Origin of the sequence: Paenalcaligenes hominis, from assembly GCF_041359055.1 — a bacterium.
GTDB classification, from domain to species: domain Bacteria; phylum Pseudomonadota; class Gammaproteobacteria; order Burkholderiales; family Burkholderiaceae_B; genus Paenalcaligenes; species Paenalcaligenes hominis_A.
On record NZ_JBGJKZ010000001.1, the window covers coordinates 613,234 to 627,304 of the forward strand.

At 47.0% G+C, this 14,071-nt stretch carries 13 protein-coding genes and 1 tRNA gene; 7 read left to right on the plus strand and 7 right to left on the minus strand.

From position 1 onward, the window contains the following. Window positions 1–16 precede the first annotated feature (16 nt). Together ACBP46_RS02840 and ACBP46_RS02845 are read right to left on the minus strand one after the other, a co-directional pair. A complete protein-coding gene (locus tag ACBP46_RS02840; RefSeq protein ID WP_371015218.1) occupies window positions 17–1,270 on the minus strand; it encodes a tyrosine-type recombinase/integrase in 1,254 nt (417 codons plus the stop codon). A 208-nt stretch (window positions 1,271–1,478) separates the two neighbouring features. After that, a tRNA-Leu gene (locus ACBP46_RS02845) sits at window positions 1,479–1,563 on the minus strand. Window positions 1,564–1,746: 183 nt separating this feature from the next. Here ACBP46_RS02845 and ACBP46_RS02850 point away from each other — a divergent pair. Both ACBP46_RS02850 and ACBP46_RS02855 read left to right on the plus strand, forming a co-directional pair. Continuing rightward, window positions 1,747–2,199 carry a YaiI/YqxD family protein gene (locus ACBP46_RS02850; RefSeq protein WP_371015219.1) on the plus strand — a complete coding sequence of 151 codons (453 nt, stop codon included), beginning with the start codon at window positions 1,747–1,749 and terminating at the stop codon, window positions 2,197–2,199. A 73-nt stretch (window positions 2,200–2,272) separates the two neighbouring features. Beyond that, a complete protein-coding gene (locus ACBP46_RS02855) occupies window positions 2,273–2,572 on the plus strand; it encodes a peptidylprolyl isomerase (RefSeq protein WP_371015414.1) in 300 nt (99 codons plus the stop codon). Between the two features lie 134 nt (window positions 2,573–2,706). Here the strand turns inward: ACBP46_RS02855 and ACBP46_RS02860 are convergent, their stop codons facing one another. Then, a complete protein-coding gene (locus ACBP46_RS02860) occupies window positions 2,707–3,897 on the minus strand; it encodes an RtcB family protein (protein WP_371015220.1) in 1,191 nt (396 codons plus the stop codon). A 153-nt stretch (window positions 3,898–4,050) separates the two neighbouring features. On the opposite strand from ACBP46_RS02860, the gene htpG reads away from it, so the two are divergent. The 4 genes from htpG (at window position 4,051) to ACBP46_RS02880 (ending at window position 10,191) form a co-directional block, all read left to right on the plus strand. Next, window positions 4,051–5,955, plus strand: a complete 1,905-nt coding sequence (gene htpG / locus ACBP46_RS02865; RefSeq protein ID WP_371015221.1) for a molecular chaperone HtpG — start codon at window positions 4,051–4,053, stop codon at window positions 5,953–5,955. Between the two features lie 169 nt (window positions 5,956–6,124). After that, window positions 6,125–8,314, plus strand: a complete 2,190-nt coding sequence (locus ACBP46_RS02870) for a TonB-dependent receptor (protein WP_371015222.1) — start codon at window positions 6,125–6,127, stop codon at window positions 8,312–8,314. A gap of 87 nt (window positions 8,315–8,401) precedes the next feature. Beyond that, entirely contained in the window at window positions 8,402–9,082 is a 681-nt protein-coding gene (locus tag ACBP46_RS02875; RefSeq protein ID WP_371015223.1) for a Fe2+-dependent dioxygenase, read from the plus strand. After that, window positions 9,082–10,191: an alpha-hydroxy acid oxidase gene (locus ACBP46_RS02880; protein WP_371015224.1), complete on the plus strand. Its 1,110-nt coding sequence runs from the start codon at window positions 9,082–9,084 to the stop codon at window positions 10,189–10,191. Before ACBP46_RS02875 ends, ACBP46_RS02880 begins: the two co-directional genes overlap by 1 nt. Here the strand turns inward: ACBP46_RS02880 and ampD are convergent. The 3 genes from ampD to ACBP46_RS02895 are packed head-to-tail and all read right to left on the minus strand — an operon-like array spanning window position 10,188 to window position 11,843. After that, window positions 10,188–10,760 (minus strand): 1,6-anhydro-N-acetylmuramyl-L-alanine amidase AmpD, encoded by a 573-nt coding sequence (ampD, locus tag ACBP46_RS02885; protein ID WP_371015225.1) that lies wholly within the window; start codon window positions 10,758–10,760, stop codon window positions 10,188–10,190. The two genes, ACBP46_RS02880 and ampD, sit on opposite strands and share 4 nt — an antisense overlap. Then, the gene (locus ACBP46_RS02890) at window positions 10,760–10,999 is read right to left on the minus strand and encodes a PP0621 family protein (protein WP_371015226.1); all 240 of its coding nucleotides are present in this window, start codon (window positions 10,997–10,999) and stop codon (window positions 10,760–10,762) included. Before ACBP46_RS02890 ends, ampD begins: the two co-directional genes overlap by 1 nt. Then, complete coding sequence (locus ACBP46_RS02895; protein WP_371015227.1) at window positions 10,992–11,843, minus strand: cytochrome C assembly family protein; 852 nt, start codon at window positions 11,841–11,843, stop codon at window positions 10,992–10,994. The genes ACBP46_RS02890 and ACBP46_RS02895 overlap by 8 nt, the downstream gene beginning before the upstream one ends. A 99-nt stretch (window positions 11,844–11,942) precedes the next feature. Between ACBP46_RS02895 and ffh the strand changes: the two genes are divergently transcribed. After that, the gene (gene ffh / locus ACBP46_RS02900) at window positions 11,943–13,427 is read left to right on the plus strand and encodes a signal recognition particle protein (RefSeq protein WP_371015228.1); all 1,485 of its coding nucleotides are present in this window, start codon (window positions 11,943–11,945) and stop codon (window positions 13,425–13,427) included. A gap of 93 nt (window positions 13,428–13,520) precedes the next feature. Here ffh and lysM read toward each other — a convergent pair whose 3' ends face one another. Then, window positions 13,521–13,970 (minus strand): peptidoglycan-binding protein LysM, encoded by a 450-nt coding sequence (lysM, locus tag ACBP46_RS02905; protein WP_371015229.1) that lies wholly within the window; start codon window positions 13,968–13,970, stop codon window positions 13,521–13,523. Between the last annotated feature and the right edge of the window lie 101 nt (window positions 13,971–14,071).

Sequence of the window (14,071 nt, forward strand, 5' to 3'; positions counted from 1 at the left end):
GGGTATTGAGAGAGCGTTATTTGTCTTGTCGATTAAACTCAAAGGGGCTTACGTAATGATTCTTATTCGCATCTATGTAATCAGCCCACCATTGCATCATTTGTTTGCGTTCTTCTAGGTGTTCTGCTTTATGAATGTAGGCGGCTCGTACTGAATTACGTTCTTGGTGGCTCATTTGGCGCTCTATACCATCTTTAGACCAATGGCCTGACTCGATGAGGGCGCTACAAGCCATAGCCCTAAAGCCGTGCCCGCAGAGTTCTGTCTTGGTGTCATAGCCCATATTGCTTAGTGCTTTATTGACTGTGTTTTCACTCATGGGCTTATTGGCATTGTGATCACCTATAAAAATCAGCTCATGCTTACCACTGTAGAAATGAATTGCTTTCAGCAGGTCTAAAGCTTGTCGGCTTAAAGGAACGATATGGACAGTACGCATTTTTGAGCCACGGTTTGAGTATTTTACGCCTTCGATGGGTTGGCGTTCTGCAGGTATAGTCCAGATGGCTTTATCAAAGTCGATTTCTGACCAACGAGCAAATCGCATTTCACTGGAGCGCACAAAGGTGAGCAGCGCAAATCGGATGGCGTACTGAGTTAGGATTCTGCCTTGGTGTTTTTCTATACGCTGTAGTAGGGAGGGTAACTGGTCGAGATCAAGCGCAGGGCGGTGTTGGGTTTTCTTAACGCTTAGCGCCCCCGATAACTCTTGCGCAGGATTGTAATGAATCAAGCCGTTTTGCACTGCGAAGCGCATAATAGCAGTGACTCGTTGCTGTAGGCGAGTGGCTGTATCGTAGTTGCCTGCTTTGTCGACTCGTTTGATGGGTGCCAGAAGTTGGGGAGTGTTAAGTTCACTAACTTGCTTGTTGCCTATATAGGGGAAAATATCTTTCTCTAATGAACGTAAAACGCGAGCGCGATGGTCTGCTGTCCATGTTTTATTAGCGGCGTGCCATTGTCGTGCTATGAATTCAAAGGTGGTTTCAGGAGCGGACTCCAAGGCAACCTCTTTTTTTAGATCATTGGGGTCAATGCCTTTGGCAAGGTTAGCTTTGGCTTCGCTTCGTGCCTCTCGCGCTTCAGCTATTGAGATGAGTGGGTATACGCCAAGAGCTAGTGTTTTTTGTTGTCTCTGAAAGCGGTAGTTAAGTCGCCAATACTTAGAGCCATTAGGATTTACTAAAAGATACATGCCTTCACCATCGGTGAGTTTGTAAGCTTTAGTTTTAGGTTTAGCGTTTTTAACTTGTGTATTGGTGAGAGCCATATTCGATCCTTAATTGTTGGTACAAATTTCTATCGAACCAGCTTATACCAACAAATGTACCAACAAAAATCGCTTGATGTGGATGGACTTCAGTTGACCTCGGTAGACTTTCAAAATTGATCGAAGCTCTGAAAACCGCATGAATAGTGGCTTTAACAATCAAAAGACGAAAAAAAAGACCGCATTTGCGGTCTGTTTTTTATGCTAATGGTGCCCGAGGCCGGAATCGAACCGGCACCCCTCTCGGGATCGGATTTTGAGTCCGACGCGTCTACCAATTCCACCACTCGGGCACGAGCTATCTGGTAGCAGCAAAAATAAATTATAGAGGGAGCAGAGCAGATACGCAAGCAATTTTTCAAAAGCTAAAGACACAGAGTTTATTTGTCTAAGTCTAGGTGATAACTCATGGCAGAGTTCTGAGTCTGGGTGTCATAATCAAACCCTTAATAAGTGTTTAAATAAGCGAGCTTGGTATGCAGATTTGGGTGGATGCGGATGCGTGTCCGGTGGTCATTAAAGATATTTTGTATCGAGGCGCGCAGCGCTGGCAGTGCAAAGTGTGCTTAGTGGCGAATCAGGCGTTGCGTACGCCGCCTTCGCCATGGATACGTGCGGTTCAGGTGCAACGTGGGTTTGATGTGGCTGATGATTATATTGTGGCGCAGGCCCAAGCAGGCGATATAGCGATTACAGGCGATATTCCACTGGCTGCACAGTTAGTTGAAAAAGCAGTCCATGTGCTCAGCCCACGGGGGGAGCGTTTTACAACGGATACCATCAGAGAGCGCTTAACAATGCGAAATGTCATGGAGGAGTTGCGCGGCTTGGGTGTAGAGGTAGGAGGGCCAGCAGCCTTGTCACAAAGCGATAGAAAGGAGTTTGCCAATGCGTTTGATACGCTGATGCAAAAATTGAGTCGGGCATAATCCTCGAATAAGTGATAGTTTATGCCCACATGACTAGAAGCGGCTAAGAAGTTGGGTTACTCTTTTAGCTTGTATTAATAAGGAGTCTTTTATGGCACAAGCAGCCGCAAGTCACATTTTAGTAGAAACAGAAGCCCGCGCTCAGGAATTAAAAAGCGCCATTGAAGCAGGTGCCGATTTTGCGCAACTGGCTCAGCAAAACTCTAGCTGCCCCTCCGCCCACCAAGGCGGGGCATTAGGAACATTTGGTCGTGGTCAAATGGTGCCTGAGTTTGATGAGGTGGTATTTACAGCGCCAGTAGGCGTGGTTCAAGGCCCTGTTAAAACCCAGTTTGGCTATCATTTGGTTTTGGTTACAGAACGTAACGACTAATTCCTCGTGCTTTAGCAAAGTCGCAGCCGTTGCTATTACTAGTTAACGGCAGTGCAGGCTTTTTAGGGCGATGATATGGGCGTAGTCATTTATGGCAAAGTGCTTCTCTTAACGAGGTGTATTTTGCGCTAAGACTACGCCCCTTTAACGCAAACCACTTGCTTTAGTACGTGCAAGACTTCCACTAAATCTTCTTGATTAGCCATCACTTCATCAATGTCTTTGTAAGCGCTCGGCAACTCGTCTAGTACGGCAGCATCTTTGCGGCACTCTACACCTTCTGTTTGCGCACGCAAATCCTCTACACTAAATTGCTTTCTGGCTTGGGTACGACTGAACTTACGGCCTGCACCATGAGCACACGAGCAGTAGGAATCAATATTCCCTTTACCGCGCACGATGTAACTACGTTGCCCCATGCTGCCGGGAATCACGCCTAAATCACCCTCTCTAGCTCGAATAGCCCCTTTGCGTGTCACCCAGAGCTTACGTCCAAAGTGTTCTTCTTGTTCGACGTAGTTATGATGGCAGTTAATGGCTTCCTGCGTGATTTGAAACGGTTTTTTTATGTGGCGGCGTAAGGCTGCAATGGTTTTAGCCATCATGACACGGCGGTTTTCAAAGGCGTAGTCTTGAGCCCATTGCACGGCTTCCACGTAATCATCAAAGTCGTCACTGTCATCAGGTAAATAAGCCAAGTCAGCATCCGGTAACTGAATACCAAACGCTTCCATGCGTTTTTTGGCTTTTTCTATGAAATAGCGTCCGATTAAATTACCAATACCGCGAGAGCCTGAGTGCAGCATCACCCATACGTCATCGTTTTGATCCAAGCATATCTCGATAAAATGATTGCCTGAACCTAAGGTACCAATTTGACGCTGAGCATTGTTTTTTTCTAGCAAGGGGTGTTTTGTTGTTAGTTGCTTTAGGCGTGCAGATAGCTCTGTATCGAACTTAGGCATATTTTTAGGCTTGTGTGTACCTGCTGGCCCCGCGCCCAGAGGTACATCGCGCTCAATTTGATGACGAATAGGTGCCAAATTATCAGGTAGGTCGGTGGCTTTAAGTGACAGGCGTACCGCATTAATACCGCAGCCTATGTCTACCCCTACTGCAGCTGGAATGACAGCATGATCCGTTGCAATAACACTTCCTACGGTGGCACCAATACCGACATGTACATCGGGCATGGCTACGACCCCATGAGAATGAACAAAAGGGAGCGTAGAGACGTTTTGTAGTTGGGCTAATGCGGCTGGGTCAATATCATTGGTCCAGATTTTAATGGGAGCCGACCCTTGGGTGTGAATAACGTGTTTCATGCTATCTATGATGGCATAAAGCGGGGGCCCATACCAAGTAAGGCCTTGGTAATGCAGGTTTTTTTGAGAAATTGTGGATAGAGCTTGAATTTTTATCGAACGCACCCATCTATATGCATATTGATTAACTCTTCTCCTTATATGTGAACCGACATGAGTCAAGTAGAACAAAAGAATGAGGAAGTCCTCGGCTTTCAAACAGAAGTAAAACAACTACTGCATTTGATGATTCACTCTTTGTATTCCAACAAAGAGATCTTTTTACGCGAATTGGTATCCAATGCTTCCGATGCGTGTGACAAACTGCGCTTTGAAGCCATTGACAAACCAGACCTTCTTGAAGGCGAGGCGGAGCTACGCATTCGTGTGGATTACGACAAGGATACCCGTAGCGTTACCATTTCAGATAACGGCATTGGTATGGACCGTGACGAGGTCATTCAAAACCTGGGTACCATTGCTCGCTCTGGCACCAAAGAGTTCTTTAGCAAGCTAACGGGTGACAGCAAAAAAGACTCTCAGCTCATTGGGCAGTTTGGGGTGGGTTTTTATTCGTCTTTTATCGTAGCGGAAAAAGTTTCTGTCTTAACGCGTCGTGCAGGCACTGCTGAAACAGAGGCTGTATTGTGGGAGTCCACTGGCGAAGGTGAGTTCACCATCGCGCCTGCTGAAAAAGCAGACCGTGGTACGGCTATTACCTTATATTTACGCGAAGAGGATGCCGAGTTTGCTGATAACTGGCGCTTGCGTTCTATTTTGCGTCGTTACTCTGACCATATTTCTCTGCCTGTACAAATGCGCAAAGAGGAATGGAACGAAGAAAAACAAGAAAATCTGCGCACAAACGAGTGGGAAAACGTTAACCAAGCCAATGCGTTATGGACTCGCTCCCGTAACGAGATCGAAGACGAGCAGTACATTGAGTTTTATAAACATATTGCTCATGACTTTGAGGAGCCACTTGCTTGGACACATAATCGTGTCGAAGGTCGTACCGAGTACACCCAGCTGCTGTATGTGCCCAAACGTGCTCCGTTTGACATGTGGGATCGCGATGCCAAGCGTGGCGTGCAGCTGTATGTAAAACGCGTGTTTATCATGGACGATGCCGAGCAGTTGTTGCCGAACTATCTGCGCTTTGTACGTGGTGTGATTGATTCCGCTGATTTGCCTTTGAACGTATCTCGCGAAATCTTGCAAGAAAGTCGTGATGTGCGTGCGATCCGTGATGGTTCTGCTCGCCGTATTTTGTCATTGCTCGAAGACTTAGCGGAAAACCAAGTAGAGAAATACGATAGTTTCTGGCAGGTGTTTGGTTCTGTGCTCAAAGAAGGGGTAGGCGAAGATTCGACGAACAAAGATCGCATTGCTAGCTTGTTACGTTTTGCTTCGACTCACAATGAGACTTCCGTGCAAAATGTGTCGTTTGCTGATTACATCGAGCGCATGAAAGAGGGTCAAGACAAAATTTACTATGTCACAGCAGATTCTTATTCTGCTGCTAAAAACAGCCCTCATCTCGAGGTATTCCGCAAAAAAGGCATCGAGGTCCTGTTGTTTAGTGAAGGGGTAGACGAGTGGATGCTGTCGTTCTTGAATGAATTTGACGGTAAAGCTCTTGTGTCAGTAGCTAAAGGCGGCTTAGATCTTGCCGAGCTAGCAGACGACGAGGAAAAGAAAAAACAAGAGCAAATAGCAGAAACATACAAGCCCTTAGTAGAGCGTTTGAAAACTGCGTTGGGTGATAAGGTCAAAGAAGTACGTATCACTGGGCGTTTGGTGGATTCACCTGCGTGTGTAGTGGTAGATGAAAATGAAATGAGCCCGCACTTATTGCGTATGCTTCAAGCGGCAGGCCAACAAACACCAGAGCTAAAACCTATTCTTGAAATTAATCCCGAACACAGCTTAATTAGCCGTATTAATGAAGCTGCAGAGGATGACTTTAGCGACTGGGCAGCGTTGTTGGTAGACCAGGCCATGCTTGCTGAAGGCGCGACCTTAGATGAGCCGGCGTTGTTTGTGCAGCGTATGAACCGCTTATTGTTAAAAAACTAAGCGCTTCTTTTGCTGAAATGCTAAAGGCGATGGATTCCATCGCCTTTTTTGTTGCCTAATGCCAACGGTACAAGGAGTAATAAGACTTGATTTGCGTTTGTGAATGATAATGATTATCATTTGTCAAATTGTAAATCTTATCAAAATGTATTCATTCCAGGAGAATGTGATGCTTAGCAGTTATCCGTTGGCTAGATCCTTTAGCCAAAAGGTGCTTTACAGCGCCATTTGTAGTGCGTTAGCGGTACCTACTTTTGCTCAAGAAGCAAGCAACAATTCAGTACAGCAGTTAAAAACTATTTCTGTGCGAGGGGCAAATATAGATGCTTATCAAGCTAAAGATGCTAGCTCCCTGAAAATGACTGCTCCCTTATTAGACACTCCTCGCACCGTCAATGTGATTTCTGAAGAGTTGATTAAGGATCGCGCAGCCACATCCCTACAAGATGTGTTGCGTACCACTCCGGGCATTACTTTGGGTTCTGGCGAAGGGGGTACGCCAACCGGGGATCGACCATTTATTCGTGGTTATGAAGCCAGTACAGATATTTTTATTGATGGCGTGCGTGATTACGCCCGTGGCTCACACGAAACCTTTAATCTAGAGTCCGTAGAGGTTATTAAGGGTCCAAGCTCAGCGTATACCGGCCGTGGTGGTACTGGCGGTAGTGTTAACCTGGTAACCAAAACGCCCAAGTTGGAAAATTTTGCTGAAGGCAGCGCGGGTATTGGTAACGGCGGCCAGCACCGTTTAACGGTAGATGGCAACTATGTATTTACTGATACGGCGGCAATGCGTTTAAACCTAATGCGCACCGGTGGTGATGTACCCGGTCGCAATGAGGTGAAAATGGATCGCTGGGGGGTGGCACCTTCTATTTCTTTTGGTCTAGGAACTCCCACACGTGCCACACTAAGCTATTCACATATTGTGAATAAAGACACGCCTGATTGGGGCATTCCTTTCCGTAATCAGGCTAATCCTGATCGTATCGAACCCATTAAGGTCGATCGCGAAAACTACTATGGTCGTAAAGAGGTGGATTTCCGTGAAAACACCTTTGATACAGCAACGGCCGAGATAGAGCATGATTTAAATCGCGATTTTACCGTACGAAATATTACCCGTTACGGAACCAGTCTTAATCACTATCTCTACACGCGTCCATCTTTTGATAATTGTGTGGCAGGGGCAACAGGCTCATGCGCGACTGAAGATGCGGGCTTGCAGTTCACCCGTTCTGATCGTATGCGTTGGCGTAAGAGCGAATCCCTGATTAACCAAACAGATCTGTTTGGGCACTTTAAAACAGGCCAGTTAGAGCATCAAATTGCGGCTGGGATAGAGTTCAGTAAAGAAGACATTTACTCTAAAACTATGACAGGCGGTCCAGGTACTGATACAGATTCTTTCTGGAACCCAAATCCAAACCGTCCTTACACCACAAACTTTGCTTATGGGCCAAAAACTAAAGATGGCTCTATTAAGACCCAGTCTGTTTATGTGTTTGATACAGTTAAGCTAAACGAGCAGTGGTCTGTGAATGCTGGTCTACGTTACGACAAATTCAAAGTGACGGACACAGTTAAAAATAATTCCCGTACAGATAATCTTTGGAATTACCAAGCCGGTGTGGTGTATAAACCGGTGGATAATGGTTCCATCTATGTGTCGTATGGTACGTCTTCCAACCCAGCAGGGGAAAACTTTGGTCAGGCGGGTGGGGCTGATGGCCCTGCAGGCGGTGCGCAATTGCATGATCTAAAACCAGAGAAAAGTCACTCTTGGGAGCTAGGCACCAAGTGGGATGTAATGGATGAGAAATTATCCTTAGCCGCAGCGGTGTTCCAAACAGATAAAACCAATGCGCGCTCTACCGATCCGTTAACAGGTAATGTGTCTTTGGCTGGTAGCAACCGTGTACGAGGCATAGAGCTAAGTGCTTCGGGTGCCATCACTCCGAAATGGGATGTATGGGCTGGTTACACGTATTTAGATCCTAAGATCAAAAAATACCGTAATGGCAAAAATGTTTTTGATGGTAATCAAATCAAATTTATCGCCAAAAACAGCGCCTCGCTCTGGACTACATACAAGTTTATGCCTGACTGGACTGCCGGTGCAGGGGTAACGTATGTAGGGCAACGTTTTGTAGATGATGGAAATACCTTAAAGCTTCCTTCTCATACTGTGTACGACGCCATGGTGCGTTACGATGTGAACAAGAGTTTTAACCTGCAGTTCAACGTCAATAACATCAGTAACACACGTGTGTATGATGCTTCTCATGTAGGCATTTTTGCAAACGTTGGCCCAGGTCGTTCTTATATGCTTAATGCCACTTATCGTTTTGAGTAAATCTTGAGCTGATGCAGCCGAGGTGCCGCCCCTTAGGGGGCGGTTTTGTTTATGATGATGCAGTGGGTTTTTGAGTGAGGGTTTTGTATGCTTATTACCATTCCTCAGGTATTAACGCCTGAGCAGGTGCACGACTGCCAACACGCCTTATTGAGTGCAACGTGGGAAGAGGGCAAAAAAACAGCGGGCTATTTAGCACAGCATGTTAAAACGAATCTGCAACTGCCTATAAATAGTGAAATAGCTCAACAGGTAGGCGAGTTTCTTTTGCATATTTTGAATAACAACCCAACGTTTGTGGCGGCCGCTTTGCCGGCAAAAATTTTACCGCCGCGCTTTAATTGTTATCAAGGTGGTGGCACCTATGGGAATCATATTGATAATGCCATTTTTCCTTTAGCTGATGCAACGCAACGCTTGCGCACCGACGTCTCGTCAACGCTTTTTTTAAGCGATCCAGATGACTATGAAGGCGGTGAGCTTGTGATTGAAGACACTTATGGTCAGCAGTCGATAAAGCTGAATGCGGGGGACTTGGTATTGTATCCAGGCACAAGTTTACATAGAGTGAACCCCGTTACCAAAGGACGTCGACTGGCATCATTTTTTTGGACTCAGAGCATGGTAAGGCAAGCACATAAACGTAGTATGTTGTGGGAGCTAGATCAAAGCATTCAACGCTTGGCTGCTAGCGATGCGCAACCCAGCGAACTAGCTCGATTAAGTGGCGTCTACCATAATTTATTACGCGAATGGGCTGAACTCTAATGACAACAATGTTGCCGCCTTTAACCTCTATACCTGCTGAGATAGTCGCTGTGCAAGACTATGTGCCATATGCTTACGAACGTATGAGCACTCAAGCATGGGCGTACTTTAGTGGTGGCGCGGCTGATGAGCAGCTTATACGCCGCAATGAGGCGGGTAGTCCTTATCGTATTTGGCCGCGGGTATTAAATGATTTAAGCCATGCTTCCACTCAATTGCATTTATTAGGCCAAACGTATGCATTTCCCATATTTTTGGCACCCGTAGCGTATCAGAAACTCGCTCATGCCGAGGGCGAGCTAGCTGCTGCATTAGGTGCTGCTGCCATGCAAACGCCTTTTGTTATTAGCATGCAGGCATCTCAGACCATCGAGGCTATCGCACAGCATGCGCCAGGGCCGCAGTGGTTGCAGTGGTATTGGCAGCCAGATGAAGCGGCCACAGAGCTTTTATTACAGCGAGCTGTAGCTGCGGGCGTACAGGCAATTGTGTTAACGGTGGATGCACCAGTTAATGGTATTCGTAATACCGAGCAACGCGCACAGTTTGCACTGCCGGATCAGGTCGCCGCGGTAAACCTCAAAGGCATGCAGATAATCACGCCTCCTGTGGTTGGGGCGGGTCAGAGTCCATTATTTGGTACGGGTTATTTAGCTACTCGGCCCACTTGGCATGAGGTCGCACACTTTATAAAGCAAAGCCCTTTGCCTGTGTTTTTAAAGGGGATTTTGCATCCTTTAGATGCTGAGCAGGCGGTACAGGTCGGCGCGGCGGGGATTGTTGTTTCAAATCATGGTGGCCGTGTCTTGGATGCTGCTCCTACAGCCTGGGAGGTTTTGCCTTTGATTGCACAGGCCGTAGACCAACGCATACCCATTTTAATGGATGGAGGCATACGTCGTGGTACGGATGTGTTTGCGGCCTTAGCTCTTGGGGCGCAGGCCGTATTGATTGGGCGGCCCTATGTGTATGCTTTAGCCGCTGCGGGTGCTGCGGGTGTTGCTCATGTTCTGCATATATTACGAGCTGAGTTTGAGGTGGCGATGGCCTTAGCAGGTTGCGCCCAACTGGCTGATATTAAACGCTCAAATTTGATGCCTATGGATTAATCCAACGGGAAAAAACGCAAAGGTAAATGACACTGGTGGGCATACTGCCACCAATTGAAACTTGGCCCAGGGTCTGTTTTGCGCCCTGGGGCTATATGCTCATGGCCCCGTATGGCGCGAATCGGATAGCGCTGACATAGGAGCTCGGTTAGTCTACTTAGACACTCGTATTGCTTGGCGGTATAAGCAATGTGATCGGCACCCTCTAGTTCTATGCCTATAGAAAAATCATTGCAACCGGTTAGCCCTTCAAAAAAAGACTCGCCCGCGTGCCAAGCGCGATCATCGGTCGATACAAATTGTACTAAATGACCATCGCGCCGAATTAAAAAATGGGCTGAAACGGTAACGCCACGAATGTTTTCAAACCAAGGATGCGCATTAAAATCGAGCTTGTTTTGAAAAAACTGTACGATGGCATCCCCAGAAAATTGATTGGGTGGCAGGCTAATATTATGCACCACTAGCAACAAAGGCGTAGAGAGGTTGGGGCGTTCGTTGTGGTTAGGGGAAACAGCGTGCTGCACCCCATCTGAAAGGTGCAGCCACCCATGACGATCTAGCTGCATTAGTGGCGCGGCCCAAGCTTTGCGTGGTCCAAGCTACACCATGTGTGGTCATTACTCATGAGGGCCTCTGAGCGGGGTAGATAAATACCACAGTGAGCACAACGTACCATTTGCTCGGCCCCTTTTGGGGTGGGCGCGCGACCCGGACGAGCGCGCACGGTATTTTTTTTATGAGTGATGAGTCGGGTGATAAACAAAGCGGCAATAATAACCACCACCCAAATTAATAATTTAGCCAAAAGGACCTCGCTGCAAAATAACGTCTAACACAAACCGGCTTCCAGAATAGGCCAGAAACAAAAAACTAAAACCCACTAAGGTCCAGCGTAAAGCAATACGACCTCGCCAGCCTCGGATACGGCGGCCGAGCAATAAACCGCCAAAAGTAAACCAAGACAACAAGGTGAAAAAAGTCTTGTGATCAAGAGGAAGAAGTTGATCGACCAAGCGTAATGATACCGCGGCACCCGTTAATACGGTAAGAGTCAACGCAAAAAAAGACATACGAATCAAGCGAAACAGCAGGTCTTCTTGGATCATAAGGGGGGGCATGCTGTCGAGCGCTCTGTACCATGTGTTTTGTTCGCCTGCGCGCTGTACTGGTTTATGCAGTTGACGATCGAGTACAGTAATTAAAATAGCATGTAAGGCCGCTACACCGGCTAAACCATACGAAGCCAAAGCGATCAATAAATGGATGCGTAACCATTCGCTGGTTTCTGAGGTAACAAAGACGCCATGCGGAAAAAGCGCCGCAATTAAGCTGACTATGGCAGCAGTAGGTAGTAATATAAGTAATAAACTATCCAGCCGTAGGTATAGGCTTTCAAACCAAAATACCACCATACCTAGCCATAACCCCGCAGATAATGCGCTGGCCCAGCCTATATGCAGACCTTGAGGCATAATAATGGCTAATAACAAACCGGTGCCATGAATGATAATAGCGCCTAGTAATCCCGTTCTGAAGGTACGGTCTAGGTGGGGTGATCGTTGGTATTTTTGTATGGGCAGCCATAAGGATAAAGCCAATACAGCGTAGGCGATGGCCGCCAATCCATGAAATACTATACTTGCAGACATATTTATCGACAGGGTAGGTAAAGGTTTTCAGGCACGATGCCACAGTAAACCATATTTAATCTGTCTCCTCTATTCTATAGTTTAAGCGAAACCAGCCATATGTTTGAAAATCTTACCCAACGTATGTCACGTGTTGTAAAAACAATGCGTGGCCAAGCCCGATTGACTGAGGCCAACACCCAAGAAATGTTGCGTGAAGTCCGTATGGCCTTACTTGAGGCCGACGTGTCTTTACCTGTGGTACGAGAGTTTATCGCCAAGGTCAAAGAACAGGCTTTGGGCCAAGAGGTCGCCGATTCGCTCAACCCTGGTCAAACCTTAGTGGGTCTTGTGCACAAAGAGTTAACCGAGCTCATGGGGGCCGACCTTGGTGAGCAGGCTTCAGAGCTCTCTTTGGCGACACAACCTCCTGCTGTTATTTTAATGGCAGGGCTTCAAGGGGCAGGTAAAACCACCACAACGGGTAAATTAGCGAAATGGCTTGCCGAAGGCGGTCACACACAAAATGGTCGTAAAACGGGTAAAAAGAAAGTGCTCGTGGTTAGTGCCGACGTGTATCGCCCCGCAGCGATTGACCAGCTTGAAACCGTAGCAGGCCAAGTCGGTGTGGACTTTTTGCCTTCTAGTGCCACAGAAAAGCCCCAAGACATTGCTGCACGCGCTGTGGATCATGCTCGTAGACATCATTATGATGTCTTGATTGTGGATACGGCAGGTCGCCTCGGTATTGACGAGGCCATGATGCAAGAGATCCGTTTACTCTACGATACCGTTAACCCGATTGAAACCTTGTTTGTGGTAGACGCTATGCAGGGTCAGGACGCGGTGAACGTGGCCAAGGCTTTTGCTGAGGCCTTGCCCTTAACTGGGGTGGTTTTAACCAAATTAGACGGGGATGCACGCGGGGGTGCGGCCTTATCAGTACGTCATATTACCGGCAAACCATTAAAGTTTGTAGGGGTGTCTGAAAAGCTAGACGGTCTTGAGCCTTTTCACCCCGAGCGCATGGCCCAACGTATTTTGGGTATGGGTGATATTGTCAGCCTGGTTGAACAAGCTCAGCGCAATATTGATATTGCTGAAGCGGAAAAAATGGCTAAAAAAATCAAAGCTGGTGATCGCTTTGATTTAAATGACTTTAAAGAGCAGCTTCAGCAAGTTAAAAAAATGGGTGATATGGGCTCGTTGTTAAAAAAACTACCTGCCCAGTTTTCAGCTGCAGCAGAACAAATCCAAGGCGGGGAAGCAGAAAAGCAAATGGCCCGTACTGAAGGCATTATTAATGCAATGACCCCTGCTGAACGTGAAAAGCCTGAAATTATTAAAGCATCACGCAAACGCCGCATTGCTTTGGGTTCTGGTGTGCCTGTCCAAGAGGTTAATCAGTTACTCAAGCAGTTCGAGCAAATGCAAGGCATGATGAAAAAAATGAAAGGCGGCGGCATGGCTAAAATGATGCGCGCTCTTGGTGGTATGGGGGGCGGCGGTATGCCAGGTTTAGGTGGCATGATGGGTGGCCTAGGTGGTATGTTAGGCGGTGGTGGTGCTCGCGGTGGCAAGGGCAAAGGCCGTCGCCGTCGTTAAGTCAGATTCGATAGGGGTAGTGCTTGCCATTAGCGATGGTATAAAAAAAGCCCTAGGAAAACCTAGGGCGATTTAGAGCAAGCTGTTAACTGTTTAGGCGGTTAGCTCGGGAATGCGCAGCACTTGCCCTGGATAAATTTTATCGGGGTGGCTTAGCATAGGCGTATTGGCTTCAAAAATAACATTATATTGAGCGCCTTTGCCTTTGCCGTACATTTCTTCAGCAATTTTCCATAACGTGTCGCCCGATTTAACGGTGTACATGCGTGCCTCAGGCGCAGGCTTAGCCACCTGAAGTTGGTTGTTTACCTCGGATACGCCCATGGTGTTGCCTAACGCCAAAGCAATTTTTTCTGCTTGTTCGGTGGTGTCTGCTGCACCTGTTACCGTTACTTTATCGCCATCTACATTGACTTGAATCCCTTCAGCATCCAAATTGTGTTTGGCTAACTCTTTTTTTAGCTCATCAGAGGTCGCTGGGGACGTATCAGTGCTACCAAGAATTTTGGCTCCTACATCTTTCAAAAAACTTAAAACGCTCATTGCACTACTCCTTGGAATAGGATTGGATTGATGACACTGTTTTATTATGCAGAGTTCACGGAGATAAATTAAGTATGGATTGTTAAGCTTTGTGAGAGAGT

Coding starts and splice junctions, on each gene's coding strand:
- ACBP46_RS02840 (WP_371015218.1), bottom strand. CDS start 1,270: ATGGCTCTCACCAATACACAAGTTAAAAACGCTAAACCTAAAACTAAA.
- ACBP46_RS02850 (WP_371015219.1), top strand. CDS start 1,747: ATGCAGATTTGGGTGGATGCGGATGCGTGTCCGGTGGTCATTAAAGAT.
- ACBP46_RS02860 (WP_371015220.1), bottom strand. CDS start 3,897: ATGAAACACGTTATTCACACCCAAGGGTCGGCTCCCATTAAAATCTGG.
- htpG (WP_371015221.1), top strand. CDS start 4,051: ATGAGTCAAGTAGAACAAAAGAATGAGGAAGTCCTCGGCTTTCAAACA.
- ACBP46_RS02870 (WP_371015222.1), top strand. CDS start 6,125: ATGCTTAGCAGTTATCCGTTGGCTAGATCCTTTAGCCAAAAGGTGCTT.
- ACBP46_RS02875 (WP_371015223.1), top strand. CDS start 8,402: ATGCTTATTACCATTCCTCAGGTATTAACGCCTGAGCAGGTGCACGAC.
- ACBP46_RS02880 (WP_371015224.1), top strand. CDS start 9,082: ATGACAACAATGTTGCCGCCTTTAACCTCTATACCTGCTGAGATAGTC.
- ampD (WP_371015225.1), bottom strand. CDS start 10,760: ATGCAGCTAGATCGTCATGGGTGGCTGCACCTTTCAGATGGGGTGCAG.
- ACBP46_RS02895 (WP_371015227.1), bottom strand. CDS start 11,843: ATGTCTGCAAGTATAGTATTTCATGGATTGGCGGCCATCGCCTACGCT.
- ffh (WP_371015228.1), top strand. CDS start 11,943: ATGTTTGAAAATCTTACCCAACGTATGTCACGTGTTGTAAAAACAATG.
- lysM (WP_371015229.1), bottom strand. CDS start 13,970: ATGAGCGTTTTAAGTTTTTTGAAAGATGTAGGAGCCAAAATTCTTGGT.